This is a genomic window from Streptomyces avidinii, from assembly GCF_045161815.1.
In the GTDB taxonomy this organism is placed as follows: Bacteria; Actinomycetota; Actinomycetes; order Streptomycetales; family Streptomycetaceae; genus Streptomyces; species Streptomyces avidinii.
The window spans coordinates 5237000-5261610 of the sequence record NZ_CP108863.1 but is presented as its reverse complement, the minus strand read 5'-3'; the positions used below and the strand labels follow the sequence as shown (position 1 = coordinate 5261610).

Annotated in this window: 20 protein-coding genes and 1 tRNA gene; 8 read left to right on the top strand and 13 right to left on the bottom strand. The window is 72.1% G+C overall.

Features of this window, described 5'->3' with window-relative positions:
• The first annotated feature begins 12 nt into the window (after positions 1–12).
• From OG373_RS23645 to pth, 5 genes are all read left to right on the top strand, one after another.
• Positions 13–84, top strand: a tRNA-Gln gene (locus OG373_RS23645).
• A gap of 109 nt (positions 85–193) precedes the next feature.
• Positions 194–1639 carry a bifunctional UDP-N-acetylglucosamine diphosphorylase/glucosamine-1-phosphate N-acetyltransferase GlmU gene (gene glmU / locus OG373_RS23640; protein WP_397730568.1) on the top strand — a complete coding sequence of 482 codons (1446 nt, stop codon included), beginning with the start codon at positions 194–196 and terminating at the stop codon, positions 1637–1639.
• Positions 1640–1772: 133 nt separating this feature from the next.
• Positions 1773–2750, top strand: coding sequence for a ribose-phosphate diphosphokinase (locus tag OG373_RS23635; RefSeq protein WP_030386186.1), 978 nt, complete (start codon positions 1773–1775; stop codon positions 2748–2750).
• Positions 2751–2955: 205 nt separating this feature from the next.
• Entirely contained in the window at positions 2956–3540 is a 585-nt protein-coding gene (locus tag OG373_RS23630; protein WP_397730570.1) for a 50S ribosomal protein L25/general stress protein Ctc, read from the top strand.
• A 98-nt stretch (positions 3541–3638) separates the two neighbouring features.
• A complete protein-coding gene (pth, locus tag OG373_RS23625) occupies positions 3639–4229 on the top strand; it encodes an aminoacyl-tRNA hydrolase (RefSeq protein WP_030386188.1) in 591 nt (196 codons plus the stop codon).
• Between the two features lie 98 nt (positions 4230–4327).
• On the opposite strand, the gene ppc is transcribed toward pth, so the two are convergent.
• A complete protein-coding gene (gene ppc / locus OG373_RS23620) occupies positions 4328–7090 on the bottom strand; it encodes a phosphoenolpyruvate carboxylase (protein WP_397730574.1) in 2763 nt (920 codons plus the stop codon).
• Between the two features lie 351 nt (positions 7091–7441).
• On the opposite strand from ppc, the gene OG373_RS23615 reads away from it, so the two are divergent.
• Together OG373_RS23615 and OG373_RS23610 are read left to right on the top strand one after the other, a co-directional pair.
• Positions 7442–8422, top strand: coding sequence for an acyl-CoA desaturase (locus OG373_RS23615; protein ID WP_397730576.1), 981 nt, complete (start codon positions 7442–7444; stop codon positions 8420–8422).
• Positions 8419–9093, top strand: a complete 675-nt coding sequence (locus OG373_RS23610) for a helix-turn-helix domain-containing protein (protein WP_030716992.1) — start codon at positions 8419–8421, stop codon at positions 9091–9093. Before OG373_RS23615 ends, OG373_RS23610 begins: the two co-directional genes overlap by 4 nt.
• Positions 9094–9167: 74 nt before the next feature.
• On the opposite strand, the gene OG373_RS23605 is transcribed toward OG373_RS23610, so the two are convergent.
• Together OG373_RS23605 and OG373_RS23600 are read right to left on the bottom strand one after the other, a co-directional pair.
• Entirely contained in the window at positions 9168–9560 is a 393-nt protein-coding gene (locus OG373_RS23605) for a VOC family protein (protein WP_189971553.1), read from the bottom strand.
• 2 nt (positions 9561–9562) lie between these two features.
• Positions 9563–10420, bottom strand: coding sequence for a trans-aconitate 2-methyltransferase (locus OG373_RS23600; RefSeq protein ID WP_405440144.1), 858 nt, complete (start codon positions 10418–10420; stop codon positions 9563–9565).
• 161 nt (positions 10421–10581) lie between these two features.
• Here OG373_RS23600 and OG373_RS23595 point away from each other — a divergent pair, with 161 nt between their 5' ends.
• Positions 10582–11079 carry a MarR family winged helix-turn-helix transcriptional regulator gene (locus tag OG373_RS23595; protein ID WP_030386194.1) on the top strand — a complete coding sequence of 166 codons (498 nt, stop codon included), beginning with the start codon at positions 10582–10584 and terminating at the stop codon, positions 11077–11079.
• Here the strand turns inward: OG373_RS23595 and OG373_RS23590 are convergent.
• The 10 genes from OG373_RS23590 to OG373_RS23545 all read right to left on the bottom strand — a co-directional run bounded on the left by OG373_RS23590 (position 11038) and on the right by OG373_RS23545 (position 24314).
• Positions 11038–11805 carry a response regulator transcription factor gene (locus OG373_RS23590; protein WP_189971207.1) on the bottom strand — a complete coding sequence of 256 codons (768 nt, stop codon included), beginning with the start codon at positions 11803–11805 and terminating at the stop codon, positions 11038–11040. The genes OG373_RS23595 and OG373_RS23590 overlap by 42 nt on opposite strands.
• 478 nt (positions 11806–12283) lie before the next feature.
• Positions 12284–13243: a UDP-glucose 4-epimerase GalE gene (galE, locus tag OG373_RS23585; RefSeq protein WP_397730582.1), complete on the bottom strand. Its 960-nt coding sequence runs from the start codon at positions 13241–13243 to the stop codon at positions 12284–12286.
• 124 nt (positions 13244–13367) lie between these two features.
• Positions 13368–14060 carry a response regulator transcription factor gene (locus OG373_RS23580; RefSeq protein ID WP_405440142.1) on the bottom strand — a complete coding sequence of 231 codons (693 nt, stop codon included), beginning with the start codon at positions 14058–14060 and terminating at the stop codon, positions 13368–13370.
• 158 nt (positions 14061–14218) lie between these two features.
• Positions 14219–15928: a PQQ-binding-like beta-propeller repeat protein gene (locus OG373_RS23575; protein WP_405440140.1), complete on the bottom strand. Its 1710-nt coding sequence runs from the start codon at positions 15926–15928 to the stop codon at positions 14219–14221.
• 43 nt (positions 15929–15971) lie between these two features.
• Positions 15972–17591 carry a PQQ-binding-like beta-propeller repeat protein gene (locus OG373_RS23570; RefSeq protein ID WP_405440139.1) on the bottom strand — a complete coding sequence of 540 codons (1620 nt, stop codon included), beginning with the start codon at positions 17589–17591 and terminating at the stop codon, positions 15972–15974.
• A 179-nt stretch (positions 17592–17770) separates the two neighbouring features.
• On the bottom strand, positions 17771–19573 hold the full coding sequence (locus tag OG373_RS23565; RefSeq protein WP_397730590.1) for an ABC-F family ATP-binding cassette domain-containing protein: 1803 nt from the start codon (positions 19571–19573) through the stop codon (positions 17771–17773).
• A 28-nt stretch (positions 19574–19601) separates the two neighbouring features.
• Complete coding sequence (locus tag OG373_RS23560; RefSeq protein ID WP_405440137.1) at positions 19602–20939, bottom strand: acyltransferase; 1338 nt, start codon at positions 20937–20939, stop codon at positions 19602–19604.
• Positions 20940–21121: 182 nt separating this feature from the next.
• On the bottom strand, positions 21122–22033 hold the full coding sequence (locus OG373_RS23555; protein WP_405440136.1) for a 4-(cytidine 5'-diphospho)-2-C-methyl-D-erythritol kinase: 912 nt from the start codon (positions 22031–22033) through the stop codon (positions 21122–21124).
• The gene (gene rsmA, locus OG373_RS23550; RefSeq protein WP_397730597.1) at positions 22030–22950 is read right to left on the bottom strand and encodes a 16S rRNA (adenine(1518)-N(6)/adenine(1519)-N(6))-dimethyltransferase RsmA; all 921 of its coding nucleotides are present in this window, start codon (positions 22948–22950) and stop codon (positions 22030–22032) included. The genes OG373_RS23555 and rsmA overlap by 4 nt, the downstream gene beginning before the upstream one ends.
• Before the next feature lie 62 nt (positions 22951–23012).
• Entirely contained in the window at positions 23013–24314 is a 1302-nt protein-coding gene (locus OG373_RS23545; protein WP_405444173.1) for a ubiquitin-like domain-containing protein, read from the bottom strand.
• Positions 24315–24611 lie beyond the last annotated feature (297 nt).

Genomic DNA, 24611 nt, shown 5'->3' with positions numbered 1-24611 from the left:
CCACCTTAACTATCCCCTGTGGTGTAATTGGCAGCACTGAGGCTTTTGGTGCCTTATGTCCGGGTTCGAGTCCTGGCGGGGGAGCTGATCTGCTCCGGGTCCGGACCGTCAAGGTCGGGACCCGCGTTCGTTCCGGCGGACCGGCACCCCGGTATCCTTCACGGGTCCACCCCCGAAGCCGAAGGGCACACCCGTGAGCGCCAACCGCCCGGCAGCCGTCGTCGTACTCGCAGCGGGTGAAGGCACCCGCATGAAGTCGGCGACTCCCAAGGTTCTGCACGAGATCTGCGGGCGCTCGCTCGTCGGTCACGTCGTCGCCGCCTCCCGCGAGCTGGACCCCGAGCACCTCGTCGTGGTCGTCGGGCACGCCCGGGAGCAGGTCACCGCGCACCTGGCCGGCATCGACGCCGATGTCCGCACCGCCGTCCAGTACGAGCAGAACGGCACCGGGCACGCCGTCCGCATGGCCCTCGAAGAGCTCGGCGGCGGCCTCACCGGCACCGTGATCGTCGTCTGCGGCGACACCCCGCTGCTGACCGGGGAGACCCTGGCCCGCCTCGCGCAGACGCACGACGCCGACGGCAACGCCGTCACCGTGCTGACCGCCGAGGTTCCCGACTCCACCGGCTACGGGCGGATCGTCCGGGACGCCGGCGGCGCCGTGACGGCCATCGTCGAGCACAAGGACGCCTCCGACGCCCAGCGCGCGATCCGCGAGATCAACTCGGGCGTCTTCGCCTTCGACGGCGCCCTGCTCGCCGACGCGCTCGGCAAGGTCCGCACGGACAACAGCCAGGGCGAGGAGTACCTCACCGACGTCCTCGGCATCCTGCGCGAGGCCGGGCACCGCGTCGGCGCCGCCGTCGGCAGCGACCACCGGCAGATCCTCGGGATCAACAACCGCGTCCAGCTCGCCGAGGCCCGTGCCCTGCTGAACGCACGCCTGCTGGAGCAGGCCATGCTCGCGGGCGTCACGATCGTCGACCCGGCCGGCACCTTCGTCGACGTGACCGTCACCTTCGGGCAGGACGCGATCGTGCACCCCGGCACCCAGCTGCTGGGCACCACGCACATCGCCGAGGGCGCCGAGGTCGGCCCCAACACCCGGCTCAAGGACACCCACGTGGGCGCGGGCGCCCGGGTGGACAACACGGTCGCCGAGAGTGCGGTCGTGGGCCCGCAGGCGAGCGTGGGCCCCTTCGCGTACCTGCGCCCCGGCACGAACCTCGGCGCGAAGGCCAAGGCCGGCACGTACGTCGAGATGAAGAACGCGACGATCGGCGAGGGCACCAAGGTCCCCCACCTGTCGTACGTGGGCGACGCGACGATCGGCGAGTACACCAACATCGGCGCCGCGAGCGTCTTCGTGAACTACGACGGTGAGCACAAGCACCACACCACCGTCGGCTCACACTGCAAGACGGGCTCGGACAACATGTTTGTGGCTCCCGTCACGATCGGGGACGGCGCCTACACGGCCGCCGGATCCGTGATCACCAAGGATGTGCCGCCCGGCGCCCTGGCCGTGGCCCGTGGCCAGCAGCGGAATATCGAGGGCTGGGTGGCCCGCAAGCGTCCGGGCAGTGCCGCTGCCACGGCGGCGCAGTCGGCGGCCGCGGAGGACGCCGAGCGCCCCTGAGGTGAACTGACCGGAAACAGGTACGCCGGTGACGGCGTACCGTGATAGGTGCACGCAATTCGGCTGGCTCACCGTGTGCGGGACGGACGCACATGGGGGCGAGCAGCTTCAACACGTCTGAGGAGACTGTGCTGTGACCGGGATCAAGACGACCGGCGAGAAGAAGCTGATGCTCTTCTCCGGCCGCGCCCACCCCGAGCTGGCCGAGGAGGTTGCGCATCAGCTGGGCGTCGCCCTCGTGCCGACCAAGGCTTTCGACTTCGCGAACGGCGAGATCTACGTCCGCTTCCAGGAGTCGGCACGTGGCGCGGACTGCTTCCTGATCCAGAGCCACACGGCTCCGATCAACAAGTGGATCATGGAGCAGCTGATCATGATCGACGCGCTCAAGCGCGCGTCGGCACGCTCCATCACCGTGATCGTCCCGTCCTACGGGTACGCCCGCCAGGACAAGAAGCACAAGGGCCGCGAGCCGATCTCGGCCCGCCTGGTCGCCGATCTGCTGAAGACCGCGGGTGCGGACCGCATCCTCACGGTCGACCTGCACACGGACCAGATCCAGGGCTTCTTCGACGGCCCGGTGGACCACCTCTCGGCCCTCAACGTCCTCGCGGACTACGTCGGCGCCAAGGTGGACCGCACGAAGCTCACGATCGTGTCCCCGGACGCCGGCCGTGTGCGCGTGGCCGACCGCTGGTGCGACCGCCTGGACGCGCCGCTGGCGATCGTGCACAAGCGCCGCGACAAGGACGTCGCCAACCAGGTGACCGTCCACGAGGTCGTCGGTGAGGTCCGGGGCCGCGTCTGCGTCCTGGTCGACGACATGATCGACACCGGTGGCACCATCTGCGCCGCCGCCGACGCCCTGTTCGCGCACGGCGCGGAGGACGTCATCGTCACGGCCACGCACGGCATCCTGTCGGGCCCGGCCGCCGACCGCCTGAAGAACTCCAAGGTCAGCGAGTTCGTCTTCACGAACACCCTGCCGGACCCGTCCGACCTGGAGCTCGACAAGATCACGGTGCTGTCGATCGCCCCGATGATCGCGCGCGCGGTGCGCGAGGTCTTCGAGGACGGCTCGGTGACCAGCCTCTTCGAGGAGCAGCAGTAACCGCAGCGGTGACGGGAGCGGCATCCGCTCCTCGGTAGATCTTTTTGGTGCGGCCTCCCCCGCCGGGTACACTCCATGAGTTGCTCGGCGAGGGAGGCCGTACCTGTTTCCGGTACGGATGCTCCGTTATCGACGCGCTCTTCGTAGCAGGCCGTTCCGGCCGGGTGACTGTCGTCCGCTTTCCGTCACCCCACGAGGAGTGAGCATGTCCGAGATCAAGCTTGCCGCCCAGACCCGCACCGACTTCGGCAAGGGCTCTGCCCGCCAGGCCCGTCGTGACGCCCTGACCCCTGCGGTCATCTACGGCCACGGCACCGACCCGAAGCACGTCAACGTCGACGCCCACGCCCTGCAGCTGGCGCTCCGCACCCCGAACGTCCTGATCTCCCTGGACATCAAGGACGGCGGCACCGAGCTGGTCATCCCGAAGGCCGTGCAGAAGCACCCGCTGAAGCGTTCCATCTCCCACGTCGACTTCCTGATCGTCAAGAAGGGCGAGAAGGTCACCGTCGACGTCGCGATCGTCACCGAGGGCGAGCTGGCCGCCGGCGGCAACATGCTGGAGACCCTGCAGAACACCATCTCCGTCGAGGCCGAGGCCACGCACATCCCGACCGAGGTCACCGTCTCCATCGCGGGCCTCGAGGCCGGTGCCACCATCCACGCCTCGGACCTGGTCCTCCCGGCGGGCACCACCCTGGCCGTCGACGGCGACATCGCCGTCCTGCAGGTCGTCGCCCCGCAGGCCGAGGAGCCGGCCGCCGAGGGCGCCGAGGGCACCGAGGCCTGAGCCTCACCCCACCCCCTCAGCAGTTGCTGACCGACCGCCGTCCGGCTCCACTGGAGCGGGACGGCGGTCGTCTTCATAGAGGAACCGAGGAGCTTTTGATGTCGGACGACGCGGCGCCCTGGCTGATCGTGGGCCTGGGGAACCCGGGACCGGAGTACGCGGGCAACCGCCACAACATCGGGTTCATGGTGGCCGACCTGCTGGCGGAGCGGATCGGCGGGAAGTTCAAGGCGCACAAGGCCCGGGCCCAGGTGGTCGAGGGCCGCATGGGCCCGCCGGGACCGGCGAACCGCCGGGTGGTGCTGGCCAAGCCCATGACGTACATGAACCTGTCCGGCGGCCCGGTGACGGCGCTGCGCGACTTCTACAAGGTGCCGCTGGAGCGGATCGTCGCGGTCCACGACGAGCTGGACATCGACTACCCGACGCTGCGCCTGAAGCTGGGCGGCGGGGACAACGGGCACAACGGCCTGAAGTCGATGACCAAGTCCATGGGCCCCGACTACCACCGGGTGCGGTGCGGCATCGGGCGCCCGCCGGGCCGGATGCAGGTCGCGGACTTCGTGCTGAAGGACTTCTCCTCCACGGAGCGCAAGGAGCTGGAGTGGTTCGTGGACCGGGCCGCGGACTCCGTGGAGTGCCTGATCGCCGAGGGCCTGGAGCGCGCCCAGTCGGCGTACAACTCCTGACGGACACGAACGGACACGACACGGGGAAGCCCCCGCACCGGCCGGTGCGGGGGCTTCCTCGTGTTCCGTTCCGGGCCGGTACGGGGCCCTGCGTGCGCTCAGCCGGTGTTGCGCAGGCCCGCGGCGACGCCGTTGACCGTGAGCAGCAGGGCGCGGGCGAGCAGCGGGTCCGCCTCCTCGCCCCGGGCGGCCGCCGCGCGCTGGCGGGCCAGCAGGGAGACCTGGAGGTAGGAGATCGGGTCCAGGTAGGCGTCGCGCACGGCGAAGGTCTGCTGGAGCACCGGGTTGGAGCCGAGGAGCTCCTCGGCTCCGGTGATGCGCAGGACCTCGCGGACGGTCAGCTCGTGCTCGGCCTCGATCCGGGCGAAGACGTGCTTGAGGTTCTCGGGCACGAGGGTGTCGACGTAGTGGCGGGCGATCCGCAGGTCGGTCTTGGCCAGCGTCATCTCGACGTTGGACAGGAAGTTGCGGAAGAAGTGCCAGCGTCCGCCCATCTCGGCGAGGACGTCCTCCTGGCCGGCCTCGCGCAGGGCCTTGAGGCCGGAGCCGACCCCGTACCAGCCGGGGACGATCTGGCGGGACTGGGTCCAGCCGAAGACCCACGGGATGGCGCGCAGGCCGTCGAGGCCGGCGCCGGAGTCGGGGCGGCGGGAGGGCCGGGAGCCCAGGTGGAGGTCGGCGAGCTGGTCGACCGGGGTCGCGGCGAAGAAGTACGAGGGCAGGTCGGGGTCCTCGACGAGTTCGCGGTACGCGGCGTGCGCGGCGTCGGAGACGACGTCCATGGCCGCGTCCCAGCGGGAGAGGGCTTCGTCGGACTGGCGGGGCGCGGTGTGCAGGGCGGAGGCCTGCAGGGTGGCCGCGACGGTCAGTTCGAGGTTCTCCCGGGCCAGCGAGGGGACCAGGTACTTGTCGGAGATGACCTCGCCCTGCTCGGTGACCTTGATCTCGCCCTCGAGGGTGCCCCAGGGCTGGGCGAGGATCGCGTCGTGGGAGGGGCCGCCGCCGCGGCCGACGGTGCCGCCGCGGCCGTGGAAGAGGCGCAGGCGCACGCCGTAGCGGTGGGCGACGTCGCGCAGCCGGCGCTGGGCGCGGTGGATCTCCCACTGGGAGGTGGTGATGCCGCCGAACTTGGAGGAGTCGGAGTAGCCGAGCATGACCTCCTGGACGTCACCGCGCAGGGAGACCAGGCGCCGGTAGGAGGGGTCGGCGAGCATCTCGTCGAGGATGACGTCGGCGGCGCGCAGCTCGTCGGTGGTCTCCAGGAGCGGGACGATGCCGATCTTGGCCCAGCCGCTGTGGAGGTCGATGAGGCCGGCCTCGCGGGCGAGGACGGCGGCGGCGAACACGTCGTCGGCGCCCTGGCACATCGAGATGATGTAGGACTCGATGACCTCGGGGCCGAACTTCTCGAAGGCGTCCTTGATGGCGCCGAAGACACCGAGGGTCTTGGCGCCGGCGGCGTCGAGGGGGGCCGGGGTGGGGGCCAGCGGACGGCGGGAGCGCAGTTCCTTGGCGAGGAGCCTCTGCCGGTAGTCGCGCGGCATGTCCGCGTAGCGCCAGGACTCCTCGCCGAGCCGGTCGAAGAGCTGGCCGAGCGCGTGGTGGTGCGCGTCGGCGTGCTCGCGCACGTCCATGGTGGCGAGCTGGAGGCCGAAGGCGGCCAGGGTGCGGATGGTGCGGTCCATGCGGCCGTCGGCGAAGAGCGCGCCGCGGTGTTCGCGCAGGGACGTCTGGACGAGGGTGAGGTCGGTGAGCAGCTCGGCGGTGCCGAGGTAGTCGCGGCCCTCCTCGTGCGGGGTGCCCTTGGCGAGGCGCTCGCGGGTGTTGAGGAGCTTCTGCCGGACGCAGGTGGCCTTGAGGCGGTACGGCTCCTCGGCGTTCAGCCGCTTGTAGCGCGGGCTGATCTCGGGGAGGCGCTCCAGGTCGGCCTGGAGGGAGGCGAGGAGTTCCTCGGTGGCTCCGGTGTAGCGGATGGAGTTGGAGAGGAGTCCGCGCAGGTAGTCGATCAGTTCCAGGGCGTCGGTGATGCCGTGCTCGTGCTGGAGGATCAGCACGTCCCGGGTGACCTCGGGGGTGACGTTGGGGTTGCCGTCGCGGTCACCGCCGATCCAGGTGCCGAAGGTCAGCGGGCGGGTGCCCGCGGGGATCTCGACGCCGACGCGCTGGAGCTCGGCGGCGAGGTCCTCCAGTACGTCGCCGACGGCGCCCGCGTGCAGCTCGTCGAGGTAGTAGATGGCGTTGCGGGCCTCGTCGGCGGGCTCGGGGCGCACGACGCGCAGTTCGTCGGTCTGCCAGACGAGGTCGATGTTCTCGGCGAGGCGCAGGTCGTGGCGGCGGCGGTCGCCGGCACCGGTGACGGGCTCCTCCAGCAGGGTGGCGATGCGGCGCAGCTTGTTCAGGACGCTGCGGCGGGCCGCCTCGGTGGGGTGCGCGGTGAAGACCGGGCGGACGTTGAGGTTCTTGACCGTCTCGCGCAGGTGTTCGGGGTCGGCGTCCTTCAGCATGTCGGCGGTGCGGGCGAGGAGCCCGCCCTCGGCGGCACGGTGGGCGCGCAGTTCCTTGCCGCGGTGCACCTGCTCGGTGACGTTGGCGAGGTGGAAGTAGGTGGAGAAGGCGCGTACGAGCTTGGCGGCGGTCTCCAGGTCGGTGTCGCCGAGCAGGGCGGCGGCGGCCTCGCCGTCGGTGCGGGTGAGGGCGCGGACGCGCTCGACGAGGTCGAGGAGGTCCTGGCCCTCCTGGCGTACGAGGGTCTCCCCGAGGAGGTCGCCGAGGCGGCGGATGTCCGCGCGCAGTTCCGCGTTGGCGGTGGCGGCCGGGGTGACGGGGGCCTGGCCCTGGGGGGCCTGGTCAGCACTGCTCACAGGTGCGGCTCCTTGCAGTGTTCGAGCGCTACTGGGCGGTGGGCTCCCGGCGACGTACGGCGATGCCTTCCCCGGACTCGGTCCGGGGCGGATCACCGCTCCTGATGCGCAGCTCGGGCTGCCCGTGCGGACCGCGCTGTCCGACGGGACCAGGATAGGTGTCCGATGCGTGTGCCTGGGCAAACGTCTCACCAGGCGGCGCGTGAACAGCTCGCGCGCGCGCCGTCTCCCGGTGCTGCCCCTCTTGCCTCGGGATCCGGCTGCGCCATACTTACGATGCCGTAGGTTACGGAGCCGTAGGGTTCGTAACCAGGGAGCCTGCCGACTTCTCTCACCCCCCAGGGGACACCCATGACCACCAGTCCCGATCTGATCGAGGGTGCGTCCGCGCCCTCCGAGACAACTGCGCCGTCCGCGACCCTCGGCGGCGAGAACAAGCGGTCCATCGAACAGATCGCCCTGTTGCTGTTCATCACCGTCCCCTTCGTGGCCCTCCTGGCGGCGGTCCCGCTGGCCTGGGGCTGGGGTGTGAGCTGGCTGGACCTGGGCCTGATGGTCTTCATGTACTTCCTGGCCTGCCACGGGATCACCATCGGTTTCCACCGCTACTTCACGCACGGCTCCTTCAAGGCGAAGCGGCCGTTGCGGATCGTCCTCGCCGTGATGGGGTCGATGGCGGTGGAGGGGCCGCTGGTGCGCTGGGTGGCGGACCACCGCAAGCACCACAAATTCTCGGACCACGAGGGTGACCCGCATTCGCCGTGGCGGTTCGGGGAGACGCTGCCGGCCCTGATGAAGGGGCTGTGGTGGGCGCACATCGGCTGGCTCTTCGACGAGGAGCAGACCGATCAGCAGAAGTACGCCCCCGACCTGATCAAGGACCCGGCGATCCGCCGGATCTCGCGGGACTTCGTCTTCTGGACGATGTTCTCGCTGGCGATCCCCCCGCTGGTGGGCGGCCTGGTGACGATGTCCTGGTGGGGCGCGTTCACGGCGTTCTTCTGGGGCTCCCTGGTGCGGGTCGCGCTGCTGCACCACGTGACCTGGTCGATCAACTCGATCTGCCACGCCGTGGGCAAGCGGCCGTTCAAGTCCCGGGACCGCAGCGGAAACGTCTGGTGGCTGGCGGTGCTCTCGTGCGGCGAGTCCTGGCACAACCTGCACCACGCCGACCCGACCTCGGCGCGGCACGGTGTGCTGCGCGGCCAGATCGACTCCAGCGCGCGGCTGATCCGCTGGTTCGAGCAGCTGGGCTGGGCGACGGACGTGCGCTGGCCGTCGGCTGCCCGCATCGACGCCCGGCGCAGGGAAAACGAGTCGAACGCGGCATGATGGGGGGCGTGGCGATCGACGGCGGTAATTCCAGCAGCGACAAGCCCAGGCGCGGCCGCCGGGTACGGATGACGGGCGCGGAGCGGCGCCAGCAACTGCTGGACATCGGCCGGACCCTCTTCGCGGAGAAGGGCTTCGAAGGCACCTCGGTGGAGGAGATCGCGGCGAAGGCCGGGGTGTCCAAGCCGGTGGTGTACGAGCACTTCGGCGGCAAGGAGGGCCTGTACGCGGTCGTCGTGGACCGGGAGATGCGCCAGCTGCTGGACGGGGTGACGGGTGCGCTGACGGCCGGGCACCCGCGGGAGCTGCTGGAGCAGGCGGCCTTCGCACTGCTCGACTACATCGAGTCGTACACGGACGGTTTCCGGATCCTCGTGCGGGACTCCCCGGTCGCACAGTCGACCGGCACGTTCGCGTCGCTGATCAGCGACATCGCCACGCAGGTCGAGGACATCCTGGGTCTGGAGTTCAAGGCGCGCGGCTTTGATCCCAAGCTGGCCCCGCTGTACGCGCAGGCGCTGGTCGGGATGGTGGCGCTGACCGGGCAGTGGTGGCTGGACGTGCGCAAGCCCAAGAAGGCCGAGGTGGCGGCGCACCTGGTGAATCTGGCCTGGCACGGGCTGGACGGACTGGAGTCGAAGCCGCAGCTGGTGGGCCGGCGCAAGAACTGAGCCCCCTGCGCGGGACGGCACGACGGCGCCCCGTCACCGGAGATCCGGTGGCGGGGCGCCGTCGTGTGGTGCCGCTACGCGCAGGGTTCCACCGCCGCCGGTTCCGGACGGTGCCGTTCCAGGAATTCGAGCCGGTTGCCGACGGGGTCCTCCGAGTAGAAGCGGCGGTGGCCCGGCAGGTTCTCGTCCCAGACGACCTTGGCCCCCCGCTCCCGCAGTCTGCTCGCGTACGCCTCGATGTCGGTCACCCGCAGCCCCGGGTGGGCCTTCCTGGCGGGCCGGAAGTCCTCCTCCACACCCAGGTGCAGCTGGACCGGCCCGGCGGCGAACCAGCAGCCCCCGCGGGCGGCCAGGACGGGCGGCTTGGGGATCTCGGTCATGCCGAGGACGTCCGTGTAGTACGCGCGGAGCCGGTCCTCCGAGTCCGGCGGCGCGGCCAGTTGTACGTGGTCGACTGCGGTCAGCACGGTCATGCCTCCTTGCGGGCTACGGCGAAGATGCGGCGGAACGGGAAGACGGTGCCGCGCGGGCCGGTCGGGTAGGCCGCGCGCAGCCGGTCACGGTATTCGGTGAGGAAGGCGTCCACGGCGTCGCGGTCGTCGCCGAGGGCGGTGAGGACCGGGCGCAGGGCGGTGCCCTTGACCCAGTCGAGCACGGGGTCGGGACCCTGGAGCAGCTGGTGGTAGGTGGTCTCCCACACGTCGGCGGTGCAGCCGAGGGCGGTGAACCGGGCGAGGTATTCGGCAGGTTCGAGGAGATGGATGTAGCGGGCGCCGTGACCGGCGAGCCGGGGCCGCCAGCGCGGGGTGTCGCACTGTTCGGCGAGCAGGGCGTGGCTGGGGGCGGTGAAGTTGCCGGGGATCTGGAAGGCGAAGGTGCCGCCGGGGCGCAGGCCGTTGATCCAGGCGCCGAAGGAGCCGGGGTGACCGGGGACCCACTGGAGGGCGGCGTTGGAAACGATCAGGTCGTAGGGCTCCTCGGGCAGCCAGGTGGCGAGGTCGCCGTGGCGGAAGTCGAGGCTGCCGCCGCCGGGGGTGGGCCCGGCGTACTCCTGGTCCGCGCGGTGGAGCATCTCCCGGGAGAGGTCGAAGCCGGTGATGCGGGCATTGGGCCACCGGTCGGCGAGGAGGGTGGTGACATTGCCGGGGCCGCAGCCGAGGTCGGCGATGCGGGCGGGGCTGTGGGGCAGTTCGGGTATGCGGGTGAGCAGGTCGAGGAAGGGCCGTGTGCGGTGGCCCGAGTGCCGGAGGTACTGCTGGGGATCCCAGGTCGGGGCGGAGGGCGCGGTAGACGTGGGGGTCCCGGCGCGCGCGGTATCGGAATACATGTTCGAGCCTCCCTGCTGGCGGGGCGATCGGAAGCGGAATCCGTTCCGGCCCCCTCCATGCCCCATGCTCGCTTCATTTATATCTCGATGTCAAGATACTTGTGATCAAGATACTCGGTATGAAGAGACTTCACATCGACAGACCCCTTACACTGATCGGCATGGAGGACGAGGTCGACCGACTGGTGGCGGCATGGCGGCGGGAGCGCCCTGACCTCGACGTGGAACCGCTCGAGGTACTGAGCCGCGTCAGCAGGCTCGCGCGCCATCTCGACCGCGCCCGCAGGCTGGCCTTCTCCGAGCACGGCCTGGAGCCGTGGGAGTTCGACGTCCTGACATCATTGCGGCGCGCCGGCGCGCCCTACCAGCTCTCTCCCGGCCAGTTGTTGACCCAGACCCTGGTCACCTCGGGCACCATGACCAACCGCATCGACCGGCTCGCCAAGAAGGGCCTCGTCGAACGGCTCCCGGACCCCAGCGACCGCCGCGGGGTCCTGGTGCGGCTCACCCCCGAGGGCCGGGACCGCGCCGACCAGGCCCTCGCCGGGCTGCTGGCCCAGGAGCGGGCGATCCTGGCCCAGCTCTCCCAGAACCAGCGCGGCGATCTCGCCGGGCTGCTACGCCAGTTGACCGCTCCGTTCGACAACATCCCCGGCTAGGTCCGCCGGTCGTACGCCGGCCCGCCGGGCCAGGGCCACCGCCGCCAGCGTGGAGTGCACCCCGAGCTTGCCCAGCACGTTCTGCATGTGCGTGCGGACCGTGTGCGGGGACAGGAACAGTCGCGCCGCCACGTCCTTGCGGCCCAGACCCGCCACCATGCAGCGCAGCACCTCGTGCTCGCGCGGGGTCAGCGACTCCACCAGCCGCTCGCTGTCCGTACGGTGCTTGCGCGCCGCGGTCAGCTCCCGGAGCACCCCGGTGAGCAGGGCGGGCGGCAGGTGCGTCTCCTCGCGCAGCACCCCGCGGATGACCGCCAGCAGCCGGGAGAGCGAGCAGTCCTTCGCCACCCATCCCGAGGCTCCCGCCTGGAGCGCGAGGGCGGCCCGACGGGGGTCGTCCCGCTCGGCCAGCACGACGGTGCGGACGCCGGCGTGGGACACCCGCACCCCTGCGACCAGCGCGATGCCGTCCGAGCCGGGCGGCGGCGCCCCGGAGCCGGGCTCCCGCTGGGCGGGTACGGCCCCCGGGGCGGCGCCGAGATCGGCGTCGACCAGCAGGACGTCGAAGCGGCGGCCCTCGGCCGCCGCGCGTTCGAGGCAGCGCAGCGCGGCGGGGCCGCTGCCGGCCGCGGACACGTCCACGTCCGGCTCGGCCGCGAGCGCGGCTGCGAGCGATTCGGCGAAGATGCGGTGATCGTCGACGACGAGAACCCGGATACGAACCACAAAACCCCCAAGGGTAGGGGAACGGACGACGGCGGGTACGGCGCCCGGACCGGGTGATCCGCAGCTGACCCGGCCGCCGCCGTGACATATCTGCATTACCCCGGACCGGACGACGTACCCGACTTGTCTCGACCCCTGAATCAACACCGGCCCCCACCGGTGTCACGCATCAGCGTAGGCCCGGGGGCGTCCGGCGGTTGGCCGAATAGCAGAAGTTTTCCCAGGGATTTTCCGGCGCGGGCGCTGCGAACCGGCTTTGTGGTGGCTTGAAATCGACTGCGCCGAAGGTCCTGATGGCGGCTTCGGTACCGGCGTGTGCCGCGGGCAGTTGCACGGGGGGCATTTCACCCGGCGTGTGCACGCCGGGCGCCCGCGCGCGGCGCCCACCCGCAGCGCACGGCTTTCACGCACACGCCCCCCGCACCGATTCGGGTGCGGGGGGCGCGAAGGACGGCCGAGGTCCGAAGGACCCGCGGGCTCAGGAGGCGTGCGTGCGCGCGAAGTTCCACGCGTCCGTGATGATGCCGGTGAGGTCCGAGCGGCTCGGCGTCCAGCCGAGGCGCTCGTGGGCCGTGCGCGCGGATGCGACGAGCATCGCGGGGTCGCCGGCCCGGCGCGGGGCGACGACCTCGGGGATCTCCCGGCCGGTGACCTTGCGGACGGTCTCGACGACCTCGCGGACCGAGAACCCGCTGCCGTTGCCCAGGTTGCAGATCAGGTGCTCTCCCTCGGCGGCGACCCGCAGGGCGGCCAGGTGGGCCTCCGCCAGGTCGGCGACGTGGATGTAGTCGCGTACGCAGGTGCCGTCCGGGGTCGGGTAGTCCTCGCCGAACACCGAGATCGACTCCCGCTCGCCCAGCGCGACCTGGAGGACCAGCGGGATCAGGTGCGTCTCGGGGGTGTGCCGCTCACCGAACTCCCCGTAGGCACCGGCCACGTTGAAGTAGCGCAGGGACACCGCCGCCAGGCCGTGCGCGACGCACTCCCCCGCGATCATGTGGTCGACGGCGAGCTTCGAGGCGCCGTACGGGTTGGTCGGCGCGGTCACCGAGGCCTCGGTCAGCAGGCCTTCCGTGGGCTCACCGTAGGTGGCGGCGGTGGAGGAGAACACCAGCTTGCGCACCCCCGCCCCGCGCATGGCCGCCAGCAGGGCCAGCGTCCCGCCGACGTTGTTCTCCCAGTACTTGCCCGGGTTCACCACGGACTCGCCGACCTGCGAGGAGGCCGCGAAGTGCAGCACCGCCTCGTAGGAGGAGTCGATGTGGCGGGCGGCGTCCTGGATCCGGCCCTCGACGAACGTGGCGCCCGCCGGGACACCGACGCGGAAGCCCGTGCTCAGGTCGTCGAGGACGGTCACCTCGTGGCCGGCCTCCAGAAGGTGGGCCGCGACCACGCTGCCGACGTATCCGGCGCCACCGGTTACCAGGTACTTGCTCACTCGCCTACTGCCTCTCGCGGGGGAGCACGCGCGGGTGCGTGCACGTGCTTGAGGACTGGCTTACCCGATTCCGCGCCCATGGGGAAATCGGCGGCCCGTCCGCCCCCGCGCCCGGCCGTGCGCGTCAGCCGGGCGCGGGGGCGGACGGCGCCGTGGGCAGCGCCCGGTCCAGCAGGCCGGTACGGGCGGCCAGCGCGGCCGCCTCCAGCCGTGACCCCACGCCCAGCTTCATCAGGACCCGCTGCACGTGCGTACGGGCGGTGCTCGGGGCGATCTCCATGCCCGCGGCGATCAGCCGGGTGTCCTCGCCCTCGGCGACCCGGACAAGCACCTCCACCTCGCGCGGGGTGAGCAGCCGCAGCAGCCGGCTGCCCTCGTCGTCGGGCTGGGCGGCGGGGTTCAGGAGCTCGGCGAAGGCCCCCTGCAACAGCTGCGGGGCGATCGCCACCTCCCCCGCCCTGGCCTTGGCCAGGGCCCGCTCCACGCCCTCGATGCGCTCGTCCTGGCGCACGTACCCCGAGGCCCCGGCGGCGAAGGCGGCCGCGATCCCGCGCGGGCTGGGCACCGGGCCCAGGACGACCACGGCGATCTGCGGACGCTCCCGCTTGATGCGGACGACGGGCTCGAAGACCCCGGGCTCGGCGGGGGTGGCGGTGCCGAGGAGACAGACCTCCGGGGCGCGGCTGATGACCAGCTCGGCGGCGCCCGCGGCCGGGGCGGCAGCGGCCAGTACCCGGTGGCCGCGCAGCTTCAGGGCAGAGGCGAGCGCCTCGGCCAGCAGCCGGTGCTCGTCGACCACCACGACCCGTACGCCCATTGAGGAACCACCCCCCACCCTTCTGACCCGGCAAGCTACACGCTTGTTCGACGGCGCGCGGGGGATACCGCGCAGAAGCCCCCGATCGGTACGGACCGTTCGGGGGCTTTCGGCGGTGCTGTGCGCCTCGGGTGGAGGGCGGACCGGCGCGGTGTGCGTCAGCTCGCGGTGAAGGACGCGAAGAGGTACTCCGGGTCGGACTTGTCCGTGAACGGCTTGCTGACCGTCGTCCGCGAGATGAAGAACTTGCCGTTGTGGTAGAGGTACTCGGAGTACTCCGGCGAGAACTGGGTCTCGGCGCGCTGGCTCACCTTGTCCGCCGGGTTCTCCATGAGCAGGGTTTCCTTCATCGTCCTGCTGTCGATGCTGACGATCTGGCCGCCCTTGTCGTACGGGGGGTTCTTGTACGCGATGATGTTCGACCCGTCCATGCGCAGCGGGAACATCGTGTACCGCTCGCCCGCGTCGGCGCGGTCGGTGGTCTGCTTGCCGGTCTCCAGGTCGAAGGAGAGCAGCTCGTTGGTGCGGCCGCTGGAGGACTGGCCCTGGTGCTCGTAGGACGGCAGGTAGAGCTTGCCGTTGCCGACCACCATGTTGACGCACTTCTCGACGTCCAGTCCGCACTTGCCGGCGAAGTCCCCGGAGGCGAGCGGGATACGGGCCTTCAGCTCGCCCTTGGGGTCGATGACGAAGAGGTCGCTGACTCCCGTGGCGTTCTTCGCCGTCTTGCCGACGTCGGCGGCCACGATCAGCGGCTTGGTGGAGACGATGGACGCGTCCTCGATGCCCTGCGACAGCTTGTACGAGGCGGTGGGCGCTCCGCTGGTCGGGTCGAGGAGCTGCCCGTACAGGGTGTAGTTGGGGCTCTGGCCGCACTTGCGGATGGCGCCGAGCGCCTCGCCTCCGGCGTAACCGACGTCGCGGCAGCCCTCGCCGTCGACCTTGGGCAGCCACAGGGACTTGCCGTCGGCGAGGTTCCAGGCGGCGCCGCCCCCGGAGATGCCGGCCGCCGCGACGGTCTTGCCGCTGAGGGTGACCGTGTTCAGGGAGACGGGCTTGTCGCCGCCGGTGGCGCTCTTGGCGCTGCCGGACCAGACGAGCTTGCCGCTCTCCAGGTCGATGACACCGACCTCGGTGCACGGCGGGTACTTGTTCTCGGGCGTCGACGGGGTGGGCCTGAAGAGGACCGCCGTCTTGTTCTCGCTGACGTGCTTGGTCGCCGCGCAGAGCTCGCCCGCGAGGGGCAGCTCCCACTTCTTGCCGCCGTCGACGACGTTGTAGCCGACGATCTTCGAGAGGTCGGACTTGATGTAGGTGGAGTCGGTCAGCCAGGAACCGGCGACCGTGGCGATGTCCGCCGGAACCGGGTTCGGCAGGTGCAGGAGCGTCTTCGACTTCGGGTTGCCGGGCACCTTCTCGGTACCGGGCACCACGTCCTGGGGCTTGTCGCTGCCCGGGGAGGCGCTCGGGCCGCTGTCCGCCCGGTCGTCCGTGCCGCCGTCGCCGGAGGTGTACCAGAGGCCGCCGCCGACGATGAGGACGATGGCCAGGAGGGCCGCGCCGACGATCATCAGCTGGTTGCGCTTGTCGTTGGCGGTGCCCGCGGCCGGGGCCTGGAGCGGGGCCGCGGGCGCCGGCGGCGTGCCGAACGGCGGCGGGGTGCCGGGCTGCTGCGGGTAGCCGTAGCCGGGGCCCGTCTGCGGGTACCCGTACGCGGGCTGCGCGCTCGGCGGCTGCTGCGGCGGACCGGGCTGGGGCGCGGCCGGGCCGGGCGGCGGTACGGGCGCGCCGAACCCGCCCGGCGGGGGATCCTGCGGCGCGCCGAAGCCGCCGGACGGCGGCTGGCTGGGGGGCGGCGGGGTACTCATCGGTTGCTCATGCCTCTCGGTGGGCGGCTGCTTGGACGCGTTCTCACTTGCCGAAGACCATCAGGAGCTTCTCCTCCACGTTCTGGGCCCGCAGGTGGTTGACGGAGATGAAGAACCGTCCGTCCACGTAGTCCATCTTCGGGCGGTAGAAGGCGCTCTCGATCGGGGCGGCGGGGCCCGAGGGGTGGCGCAGCAGCGCGGTGGGCGTGCCGCCCGCGGCCGGGATCGAGATGACCTCGCCGCCCTGATCGGACTCGGCCTTGCGGTAGGCGATCAGCTGCCCGTCCAAGGCCTTGAGCGGGGTGAGGGTGCGCTTGTCCCCGGCCGGGGTGCGCCACTTGGCCTTGCCGGTGGTCAGGTCGAAGGCGACGATCTCGTTGGCCGCGCCGGTGTCCGCCGCGGTGGGCAGGTACAGGGTGTTGTTGTCGACGACGGCCGAGGGGCAGGTCGACAGGGCCCGGATGATGCCGGCGTCACCGCAGCCGACGGCGAAGCTGCCCTCGCCGGTGACGGTGGCGGTCTGCTTTCCGTCGGGTCCCAGGACCACGATGGCGCGCTTCTTCTCCTGCTCGTTGCCGATGTCGATGACGGTCGGGTGCACCGAGTAGATGCTGGTGACCTTGAACTTCGCGGGGAGCCGGAACGCCCAGGCCTTCGCGCCGGTGACGGGGTCGACGCCGTGGACCTCGGTGTTGGCCGCCTCGTCCGTGCAGGTGACCAGGGCGATCATCTTGCCGTTGCCGGCCTCGTAGGAGTCCGGGAGGCAGCCCTCGCCCCGGGGGTTCGCGAAGAGCTTGTCACCGTTGCTGATCCTGAAGGCGCTGGCGGTGCCGCCGCGGCTGACGGCGAGCGTGTCGCCGGTCATGGCCAGGGTGGGGCTGGTGAAGATGTCGAAGAGCCCTTCCTTGGGCACCTCCTTCGACCAGACCTCCTTGCCCGTCTTGAGGTCGACCACGCGCAGCTGGTTGCAGGTGGTGTCGTCCCCCTCGCCGTCGCGGTACATGACGGCCGTGCGGCCCTCGGGCGTGGCCTGTGCGGCGACGGAGCAGATCAGGGCGGGGAAGGGGAGGGTCCACTTCTCCTTGCCGTCGGTGACCGAGTAGCCGGTGAGGTTCTTCCAGACGCTCTTGACGACGGTGTCGCCCACCACCCACTGGCCGGCGGAGTCGACGCCCATGCCCGGGCCGTCGACCTTGAGGGTCTTGAGCCAGAGGACCTTGTCCTCGCCCTGCTTGCGGCCGACGTTGAGGTCCGCCTGCTGGGGGCCGGCGTCGCCGTTGCCGTCGCCCTTCTCCACGGACGGGGCGACGGAGGGCTTGGCGTCGGTGGGCTCCTGCGCGGTCGGCTTCGCGTCCTTGTCGTCCCCGGAGAACGCGACGTAGCCGACGCCGCCCAGGACGAGCGCGGCAGCCACCGCGGCGGCGATCAGAACGGCCCGCTTCTTCTTCGGCGTCGCGCCGGGACCGCCGCCGGGCGGGGGCGGCGGGTAGCCGTGGCCCGCGTGCTGCTGCACGGTGGGCGGCTGCGGCGGGTGGCCGGGCTGCTGGGCGTACGGGTTGTCGCTCGGCGGCGGGAACCCGTAGCCCTGCTGCGGCGGGCCGGGCAGGTGTCCGTAACCGGAAGGTGTCGGTGGCTGGTTCGGCGGCTGGGGCGGCTCGGTCATCAGCGCACACTTTCGGCATCGGGCGGTCGGGGAGGATGACCTTTCTATCACTGACGGCGCTCATACATCGGGCCGGTCCACCCCCTGTTCCCAAGGGAGGACCGGCCCGTGACGCCGCCGTTATCCGGCCAGTTGGCCCGCGGACGGGGCCGGTGCGGGGCTGATCGCCCCGGCCGCGGTCAGGCCTCCTCGGCCAGCTCCAGCCAGCGCATCTCCAAATCGTCGCGGTCCGCGAGGAGTTCGCGGAGCTCCGCGTCGAGCTTGGCCACCTTGTCGTAGTCGGTGGAGTTCTCGGCGATCTGGGCGTGCAGGTTGCCCTCGCGGTCGGACAGCTTGTTCAGCTGCCGCTCGATCTTCTGCAGCTCCTTCTTCGCCGCGCGCGAATCCCCCGAGGCGGTGGACTTCGCCGTGGTGGCGGCCTGGACGGGCGCCGGGGCGGCCGCCTCGATCATCCGCTGCCGGCGCTCCAGGTACTCGTCCAGGCCCCGCGGCAGCATCCGCAGGCTGGCGTCCCCGAGCAGCGCCATCACCGTGTCGGTGGTGCGCTCGATGAAGAAGCGGTCGTGGGAGATCACGATCATCGAGCCGGGCCAGCCGTCGAGGAGGTCCTCCAGCTGGGTCAGGGTCTCGATGTCGAGGTCGTTGGTGGGCTCGTCGAGGAACAGGACGTTGGGCTCGTCCATCAGCAGGCGCAGGATCTGCAGGCGGCGCCGCTCACCGCCGGAGAGGTCGCCGACCGGCGTCCACTGCTTCTCCTTGGTGAAGCCGAACTGCTCACAGAGCTGGCCCGCCGTCATCTCGCGGCCCTTGCCGAGGTCGACGCGGTCACGGACGCGCTGGACGGCCTCCAGGACGCGCAGGGACGGGTCGAGTTCGCCGACCTCCTGCGAGAGGTAGGCCAGCTTGACGGTCCTGCCGACGATGATCTTGCCGGCGGCGGGCTGGACGTCGCCCTGGGTGCGGGCGGCCTCGGCGAGCGCGCGCAGCAGGGAGGTCTTGCCGGCGCCGTTGACGCCGACGAGGCCGACGCGGTCGCCGGGGCCCAGGTGCCAGGTGAGGTGCTTGAGCAGCTCCTTCGGCCCGGCGTGCACGCTGACGTCCTCGAGGTCGAAGACCGTCTTGCCGAGGCGGGCGTTGGCGAACCTCATCAGCTCGCTGGTGTCGCGCGGCGGCGGCACATCGGCGATCAGCTCGTTGGCCGCCTCGATGCGGTAGCGGGGCTTGGAGGTCCGGGCGGGGGCGCCGCGGCGCAGCCAGGCCAGCTCCTTGCGCATCAGGTTCTGGCGCTTGGACTCCTCGGTGGCGGCGATCCGGTCGCGCTCGGCGCGGGCGAAGACGTAGTCGCTGTAGCCACCCTCGTACTCGTGCACGTCCCCGCGCTGCACGTCCCACATGCGGGTGCAGACCTGGTCGAGGAACCAGCGGTCGTGGGTGACGCAGACGAGCGCGGAGCGGCGCTCCTGGAGGTGCTTGGCCAGCCAGGAGATGCCCTCGACGTCGAGGTGGTTGGTGGGCTCGTCGAGGATCAGGAGGTCCTGGTCGGCGATGAGCAGCTGGGCCAGGGCGATCCGGCGGCGCTCGCCACCGGAGAGCGGGCCGATGACGGTGTCGAGGCCCTGGCCGAAGCCGGGCAGGTCGAGGCCGCCGAAGAGTCCGGTCAGGACGTCACGGATCTTGGAGTTGCCGGCCCATTCGTGGTCCGCCATGTCCCGGATGATCTCGTGGCGGATGGTCGCCCGGGGGTCGAGGGAATCGTGCTGGGTGAGCACGCCCATGCGCAGGCCGCCGGACTGGGTGACCCGTCCGGTGTCGGGCTCCTCCAGCTTGGCGAGCATCCGGATGAGGGTGGTCTTGCCGTCTCCGTTGCGGCCGACCACGCCGATCCGGTCCCCCTCGGACACGCCGAGGGAGATGCCGTCCAGCAGGGTACGTGTGCCGTACACCTTGCTGACTGCCTCGACATTGACCAGATTGACGGCCATCAGACGCGCTCCAGGGAAAGGGTGTGGATCAGCCCCTCAGCCTAACCCTCCGGGCCGGGGCAGACCGTTCCACGAGGTACCAGCCGCCCAGTGCCATCGCGATCGCGGCCGGAGCGGTGACGGGCAGGGCGATCAGCGTGGCGCTGTGCCCGTCGAGCAGACCGCCGAGCCCGGTCATGGACAGGCCGAGGATGCCGAGCAGGCACAGGGTGATCCCGAGGGCGGCGAGCGGACCGCCGGTACGCCGAGGGGCCGGGGCGGGTGCGGGGGCGCTCGGCCGGGGCGCCTCGAAGCGGCGGAACAGCGCGACGAGTCCGCCCGTGACCCCGGCCGCGGCCAGGATCCGTAGCGGCACCTGCGCCCACCAGGCGGCGGTGGCCGGGGCCGGCAGGCCGAGGCCGAGGGCGAGCTGGGCCCCGTACACGCCGAGCATGGCGGTGAGGTGCCACAGGAAGGCCGTCATGGCGAGGCCGTTGGCCGCGACGACCCCGCGCCAGACGCGCGGGCGGCGCAGCCAGGCGGTGGCGGGCCGGGCCGGCAGCTGGACGGCGCCGACGAGCCACAGGCCGTGGCAGAGCAGGGCCAGGGTGGGCGGGGCCATGTTGGACACCTTCTCGCCGGGCATCCCCACCATGGACAGCGGGTACGGGCCGTACGCCACCAGCAGCACGGCCGCGGCGAGACCCGCGGCGGCGAGGAGGGCGGGCCGGCGGATCCGGCCGTCGGCCCGCAGGAAGCCGAGCTGGTGGACGGCGAGCCAGACGAAGGCGAAGTTCAGGAACTCCACGTACGGGACCCCGAGCGCGAAGCGCAGTACGTCGACCAGCGCGGCCGCCCCGGCCAGTGCGGCGAAGGCGCCCCAGCCGTGGCGCTCGTGCAGCTTCAGCAGCGGCGGGGTGAAGGCGACCATGGCCAGGTAGATCCCGATGAACCACAGCGGCTGGGTGACCAGCCGCAGCGCGGCCCCGGTCAGCGCGCCGCCGTCCCGGCCGGTGAGCTGCACGGCGAGCGCGAGCGCGGCCCACACCAGGACGAAGACGAGGGTGGGGCGCAACAGCCGCTGGAGCCGGGCCCGCAGGAAGACGGCGTAGACGGGGCCGTCGGTGCGGCGGGCGAGGGAGCGGTAGGACAGGGCGTGCGAGAACCCGCCGACGAAGAAGAAGACGGGCATGATCTGCAGCCCCCAGGTGAGCACCTGGAGGGCGGGCACGAGGGCGAGCAGATTCCCTATCCCGTCCGCACTGACGGCTGCCATCAGCCAGTGCCCGGCGACGACGGTGCCGAGCGAGGCGACACGCAGCAGGTCGACGTACCGGTCGCGGTCGGCGGGGGTGGCCTCGGCCATGTCCCTGACGGTCTGTCCCATGGCGCTACGGTCGCCGCCCGGGGGCGTCTCCCGACAGGGCGCGGGTACTCAACTTCCGCCTGAGTACGAGTGCGGCGCCGCTGCCGGGGCTCCGCCCCGAGCCCCGCGCCTCGAACGCCCGCGAGGCTGAATCACCGGGCGCGGGGGTCCGGGGGCGGCGCCCCCGGCAACGGCCCGCAGAGTCAGGACGGCAGGACCGTGGCGCCGGGGGCCGGGCTGGAGGCGATCCGAGTGGCCCGGCAGGTGCCGGAGGCCTCGAGCGCGGCCGCGACCTTGGCGGCGGTTTCCTCGTCCGCGACGAGGAACGCCGTCGTCGGCCCGGAGCCGGAGACCAGCGCGGCGAGCGCACCACCGTCCACGCCCGCGGCCAGCGTCCGCGCCAACTGCGGCCGGAGCGAGAGCGCCGCCGCCTGGAGGTCGTTGGCCAGCGCGGCGCCCAGCGCGTCCGCGTCGCCCGAGGCCAGGGCCGCCAGGAGCTCCGGGGAGGCCTCGGGCTCGGGGATCCGCCTGCCCTCGGCGAGGCGGTCGAACTCGCGGAAGACCGCCGGGGTGGACAGGCCCCCGTCGGCCACCGCGAACACCCAGTGGAACGTCCCGGCCTCCACCGGGGTCAGCAGCTCACCGCGGCCGGTGCCGAGCGCGGCCCCGCCGACCAGGCTGAAGGGGACGTCGCTGCCGAGCTCGGCGCAGATGTCGAGGAGTTCGGCGCGCGGGGTGTTCAGGCCCCACAGGGCGTCGCAGGCCAGCAGGGCCGCCGCGCCGTCCGCGCTGCCGCCCGCCATGCCGCCCGCCACCGGGATGTTCTTCGCGATGTGGAGGTGGACGGCGGGTTCGATGCCGGCCCGGGCCGCGAGGATCTCGGCGGCGCGCGCCGCGAGGTTGGTGCGGTCCAGCGGGACCTGGTCGGCGTCGGGGCCGGCGCAGGTGACGGTCAGGGTGTCGGCCGGGGTGGCGGTGACCTCGTCGTGGAGGGAGACGGCGAGGAAGACATTGGCCAGGTCGTGGAAGCCGTCGGGGCGGGCCGCGCCCACCGCCAGCTGCACGTTGACCTTCGCGGGGACCCGTACGGTCACGGCCGCCTGGCGCGCGCTCACAGTGCGGGCCTCTCCGCCGCGGGCTTGTGCTCGGCGATCGCCGCGAACTCCTCGACCGTCAGGGATTCCCCGCGGGCCTGCGGGGAGACACCGGCGGCGACCAGCGCGGCCTCCGCGCCCGCCGCCGACCCGGCCCAGCCGGCCAGCGCGGCACGCAGCGTCTTGCGGCGCTGGGCGAAGGCGGCGTCCACGACCGCGAAGACCTCCGCCTTGGTGGCGCTGGTCCTGATCGGCTCGGTGCGGCGCACCAGCGAGACGAGACCGGAGTCGACGTTCGGGGCGGGCCAGAAGACCTTGCGGCCGATGGCGCCGGCGCGCTTGACGTGCGCGTACCAGTTGGCCTTGACCGAGGGCACCCCGTAGACCTTGTTGCCCGGCTCGGCGGCCAGCCGGTCGGCCACCTCGGCCTGCACCATCACCAGGGTCCGCTCGATGGTCGGGAAGCGGTCGAGCATCGTCAGCAGGACGGGCACGGCCACGTTGTAGGGCAGGTTCGCGACGAGCGCGGTCGGCGGCGGGCCGGGCAGTTCGGTCACGAGCATCGCGTCGGAGTGGACCAGCGCGAAGCGGTCCTTCTTCGCGGGCATCCGGGCCTCGATGGTGGCGGGCAGCGCCGCGGCCAGGATGTCGTCGATCTCGACGGCGACGACCCGGTCCGCGGCCTCCAGCAGCGCGAGCGTCAGCGAGCCCAGCCCCGGGCCGACCTCGACGACGACGTCGTCCGGGCGGACCTCGGCGGTGCGCACGATCCGGCGCACCGTGTTGGCGTCGATGACGAAGTTCTGCCCCTTCTGCTTCGTCGGGCGTACGCCGAGGGCGGCGGCCAGCTCCCTGATGTCGGCCGGCCCGAGGAGGGCGTCGGGTGTGCCGGGGGAGGTGTTCTCGGGGTTCTCGGGCTGCTGCTCTGCGGTGCTCACCGGTAAAGCGTCTCAGATCGGCCGAGTGATCCGGAGCCGGACCGGCGCTCCGGTTCCCGGATCTACGACGTGAGCCTGCGGCCGCAGTGCGGCCACGGGCTCGCCCCCCGCTGCACGTAGAGCTTCTTCGCCCGGTACGTCTGTTCCGTGCCCGAGGCGTCCTGGGGGCGGCCGCTGCCGCCGAGGCCCTGCCAGGTGCGTACGTCGAACTGGTAAAGGCCGCCGTAGGTGCCCGAGGCGTCGGTGGCGGAGGGGCGCCCGCCGGACTCGCACTGGGCGAGGGCCGCCCAGTTGAGGCCGTCGGCGCCGGCGACCGAGCTCGGCAGGGCTCTGGTGCCGACCCGCACGAGCTGGGCGACGGGTTCGCGCACGACCTCGTCGGCGATGGGCCGCGGCGTCTGCCGGACCCCGTTGACGGTGCGCAGGCTGTACGTGACCCTGCGCGCCCCGGGGCGGCCGACGCGCTCGACGACCTCGGTACCGGCGAACAGCTCGGGGTCCTTGACCATCTCGGTCTCGAACGGGACGCGCTCCTCGCGGACCTCGCGGGTGCCGGTGATGCGCAGCACGGTGACGGTCTGGCCGTCGCGCGGGAAGTCGGTGGGGGGTACGGAGGTGGTGTCCTGGCCCTGAAGGGTGATGCCGGCCTGGTCGAGGGCCTCCTGGACGGTGGCGGCGTTGGTGCGGATGGTGCGTTCGCGGCCGTCGGCCATGAAGGTGACGCTGCGTTCGGTGCGGACGCTGAGGGCCAGCCCGGAGCGCGGGACGGGGGCGGTGCGGGGGGCTGAGAGGTAGGCGCCCTCGGCGCGGATGCCGAACTGGCGCAGCGCGCCCTCGACGGTGCGGGCGGTGGTCCACACCTGGCGCTGCTGCCCGTCGAGGGTCAGACGCAGCGGGCGGCCGTAGCGGACGACGATCTCCTCGCCGTCTTCGAGGGGTTCGCCGGCGGCGGGGGCGACGAGGTCGTGGGGGCCGATGCCGAGGCCTTCGGCGGCGAGCAGTTCGCCGATGTCGTCGGCGAAGGTGTGCAGGTTGCGCGGGACTCCGTCCACGGTGAGCCGTACCGCCTTGTCGGCGGCCACGAAGGCCGTGGTGCCGCCCGCGAGGAAGGCGACGACGAGCGCCTGCGGCACGATCCGCCGCCAGTTCGTGCCGGGGGGCCGGTCGGGGACCCCGCGGCCCCGGGCGCGGCGGCGGCCGGGGCCGGCGCCCTGGCCCGGTACTGCGGGGGCGAGGGGCAGGCCGGGTGCGGTGGCGGGGCCCGTCACGGCCCCCGCCGGGGTCTCGGCCCGGCGGCGGCCCGACCCGGGTGCCACCGGTCCCCCGGCCAGGGTGTCGGCCCCGGCGAGCTCGGCCGGCGACATGGCGGCCCGGCGGCGGCGCCCGCCGCGCGGGGCGGGGACCGCGGGCTCGGGGTCCCGGGCGGCGGGGCCGAGGTCCCGCACGGCGGGGCCGGGATCGCCCGTACCGGCCGGCCGGGCCAAGGGCTGGGCCTCGTACGCCTCGGGGACGGGACCGCCGCGGCGGTGACTGCCCTGCGTATCGCTCACGACGCTCGCTCCACTGGTGATCCGGCACCCTCTGAGTGCGGGCACGGCACCCTAGCGGAGGAGTCGTCACGCTCCAAAGCGGGACGGCTACTCAGCGTGTCGGAGCGGGCG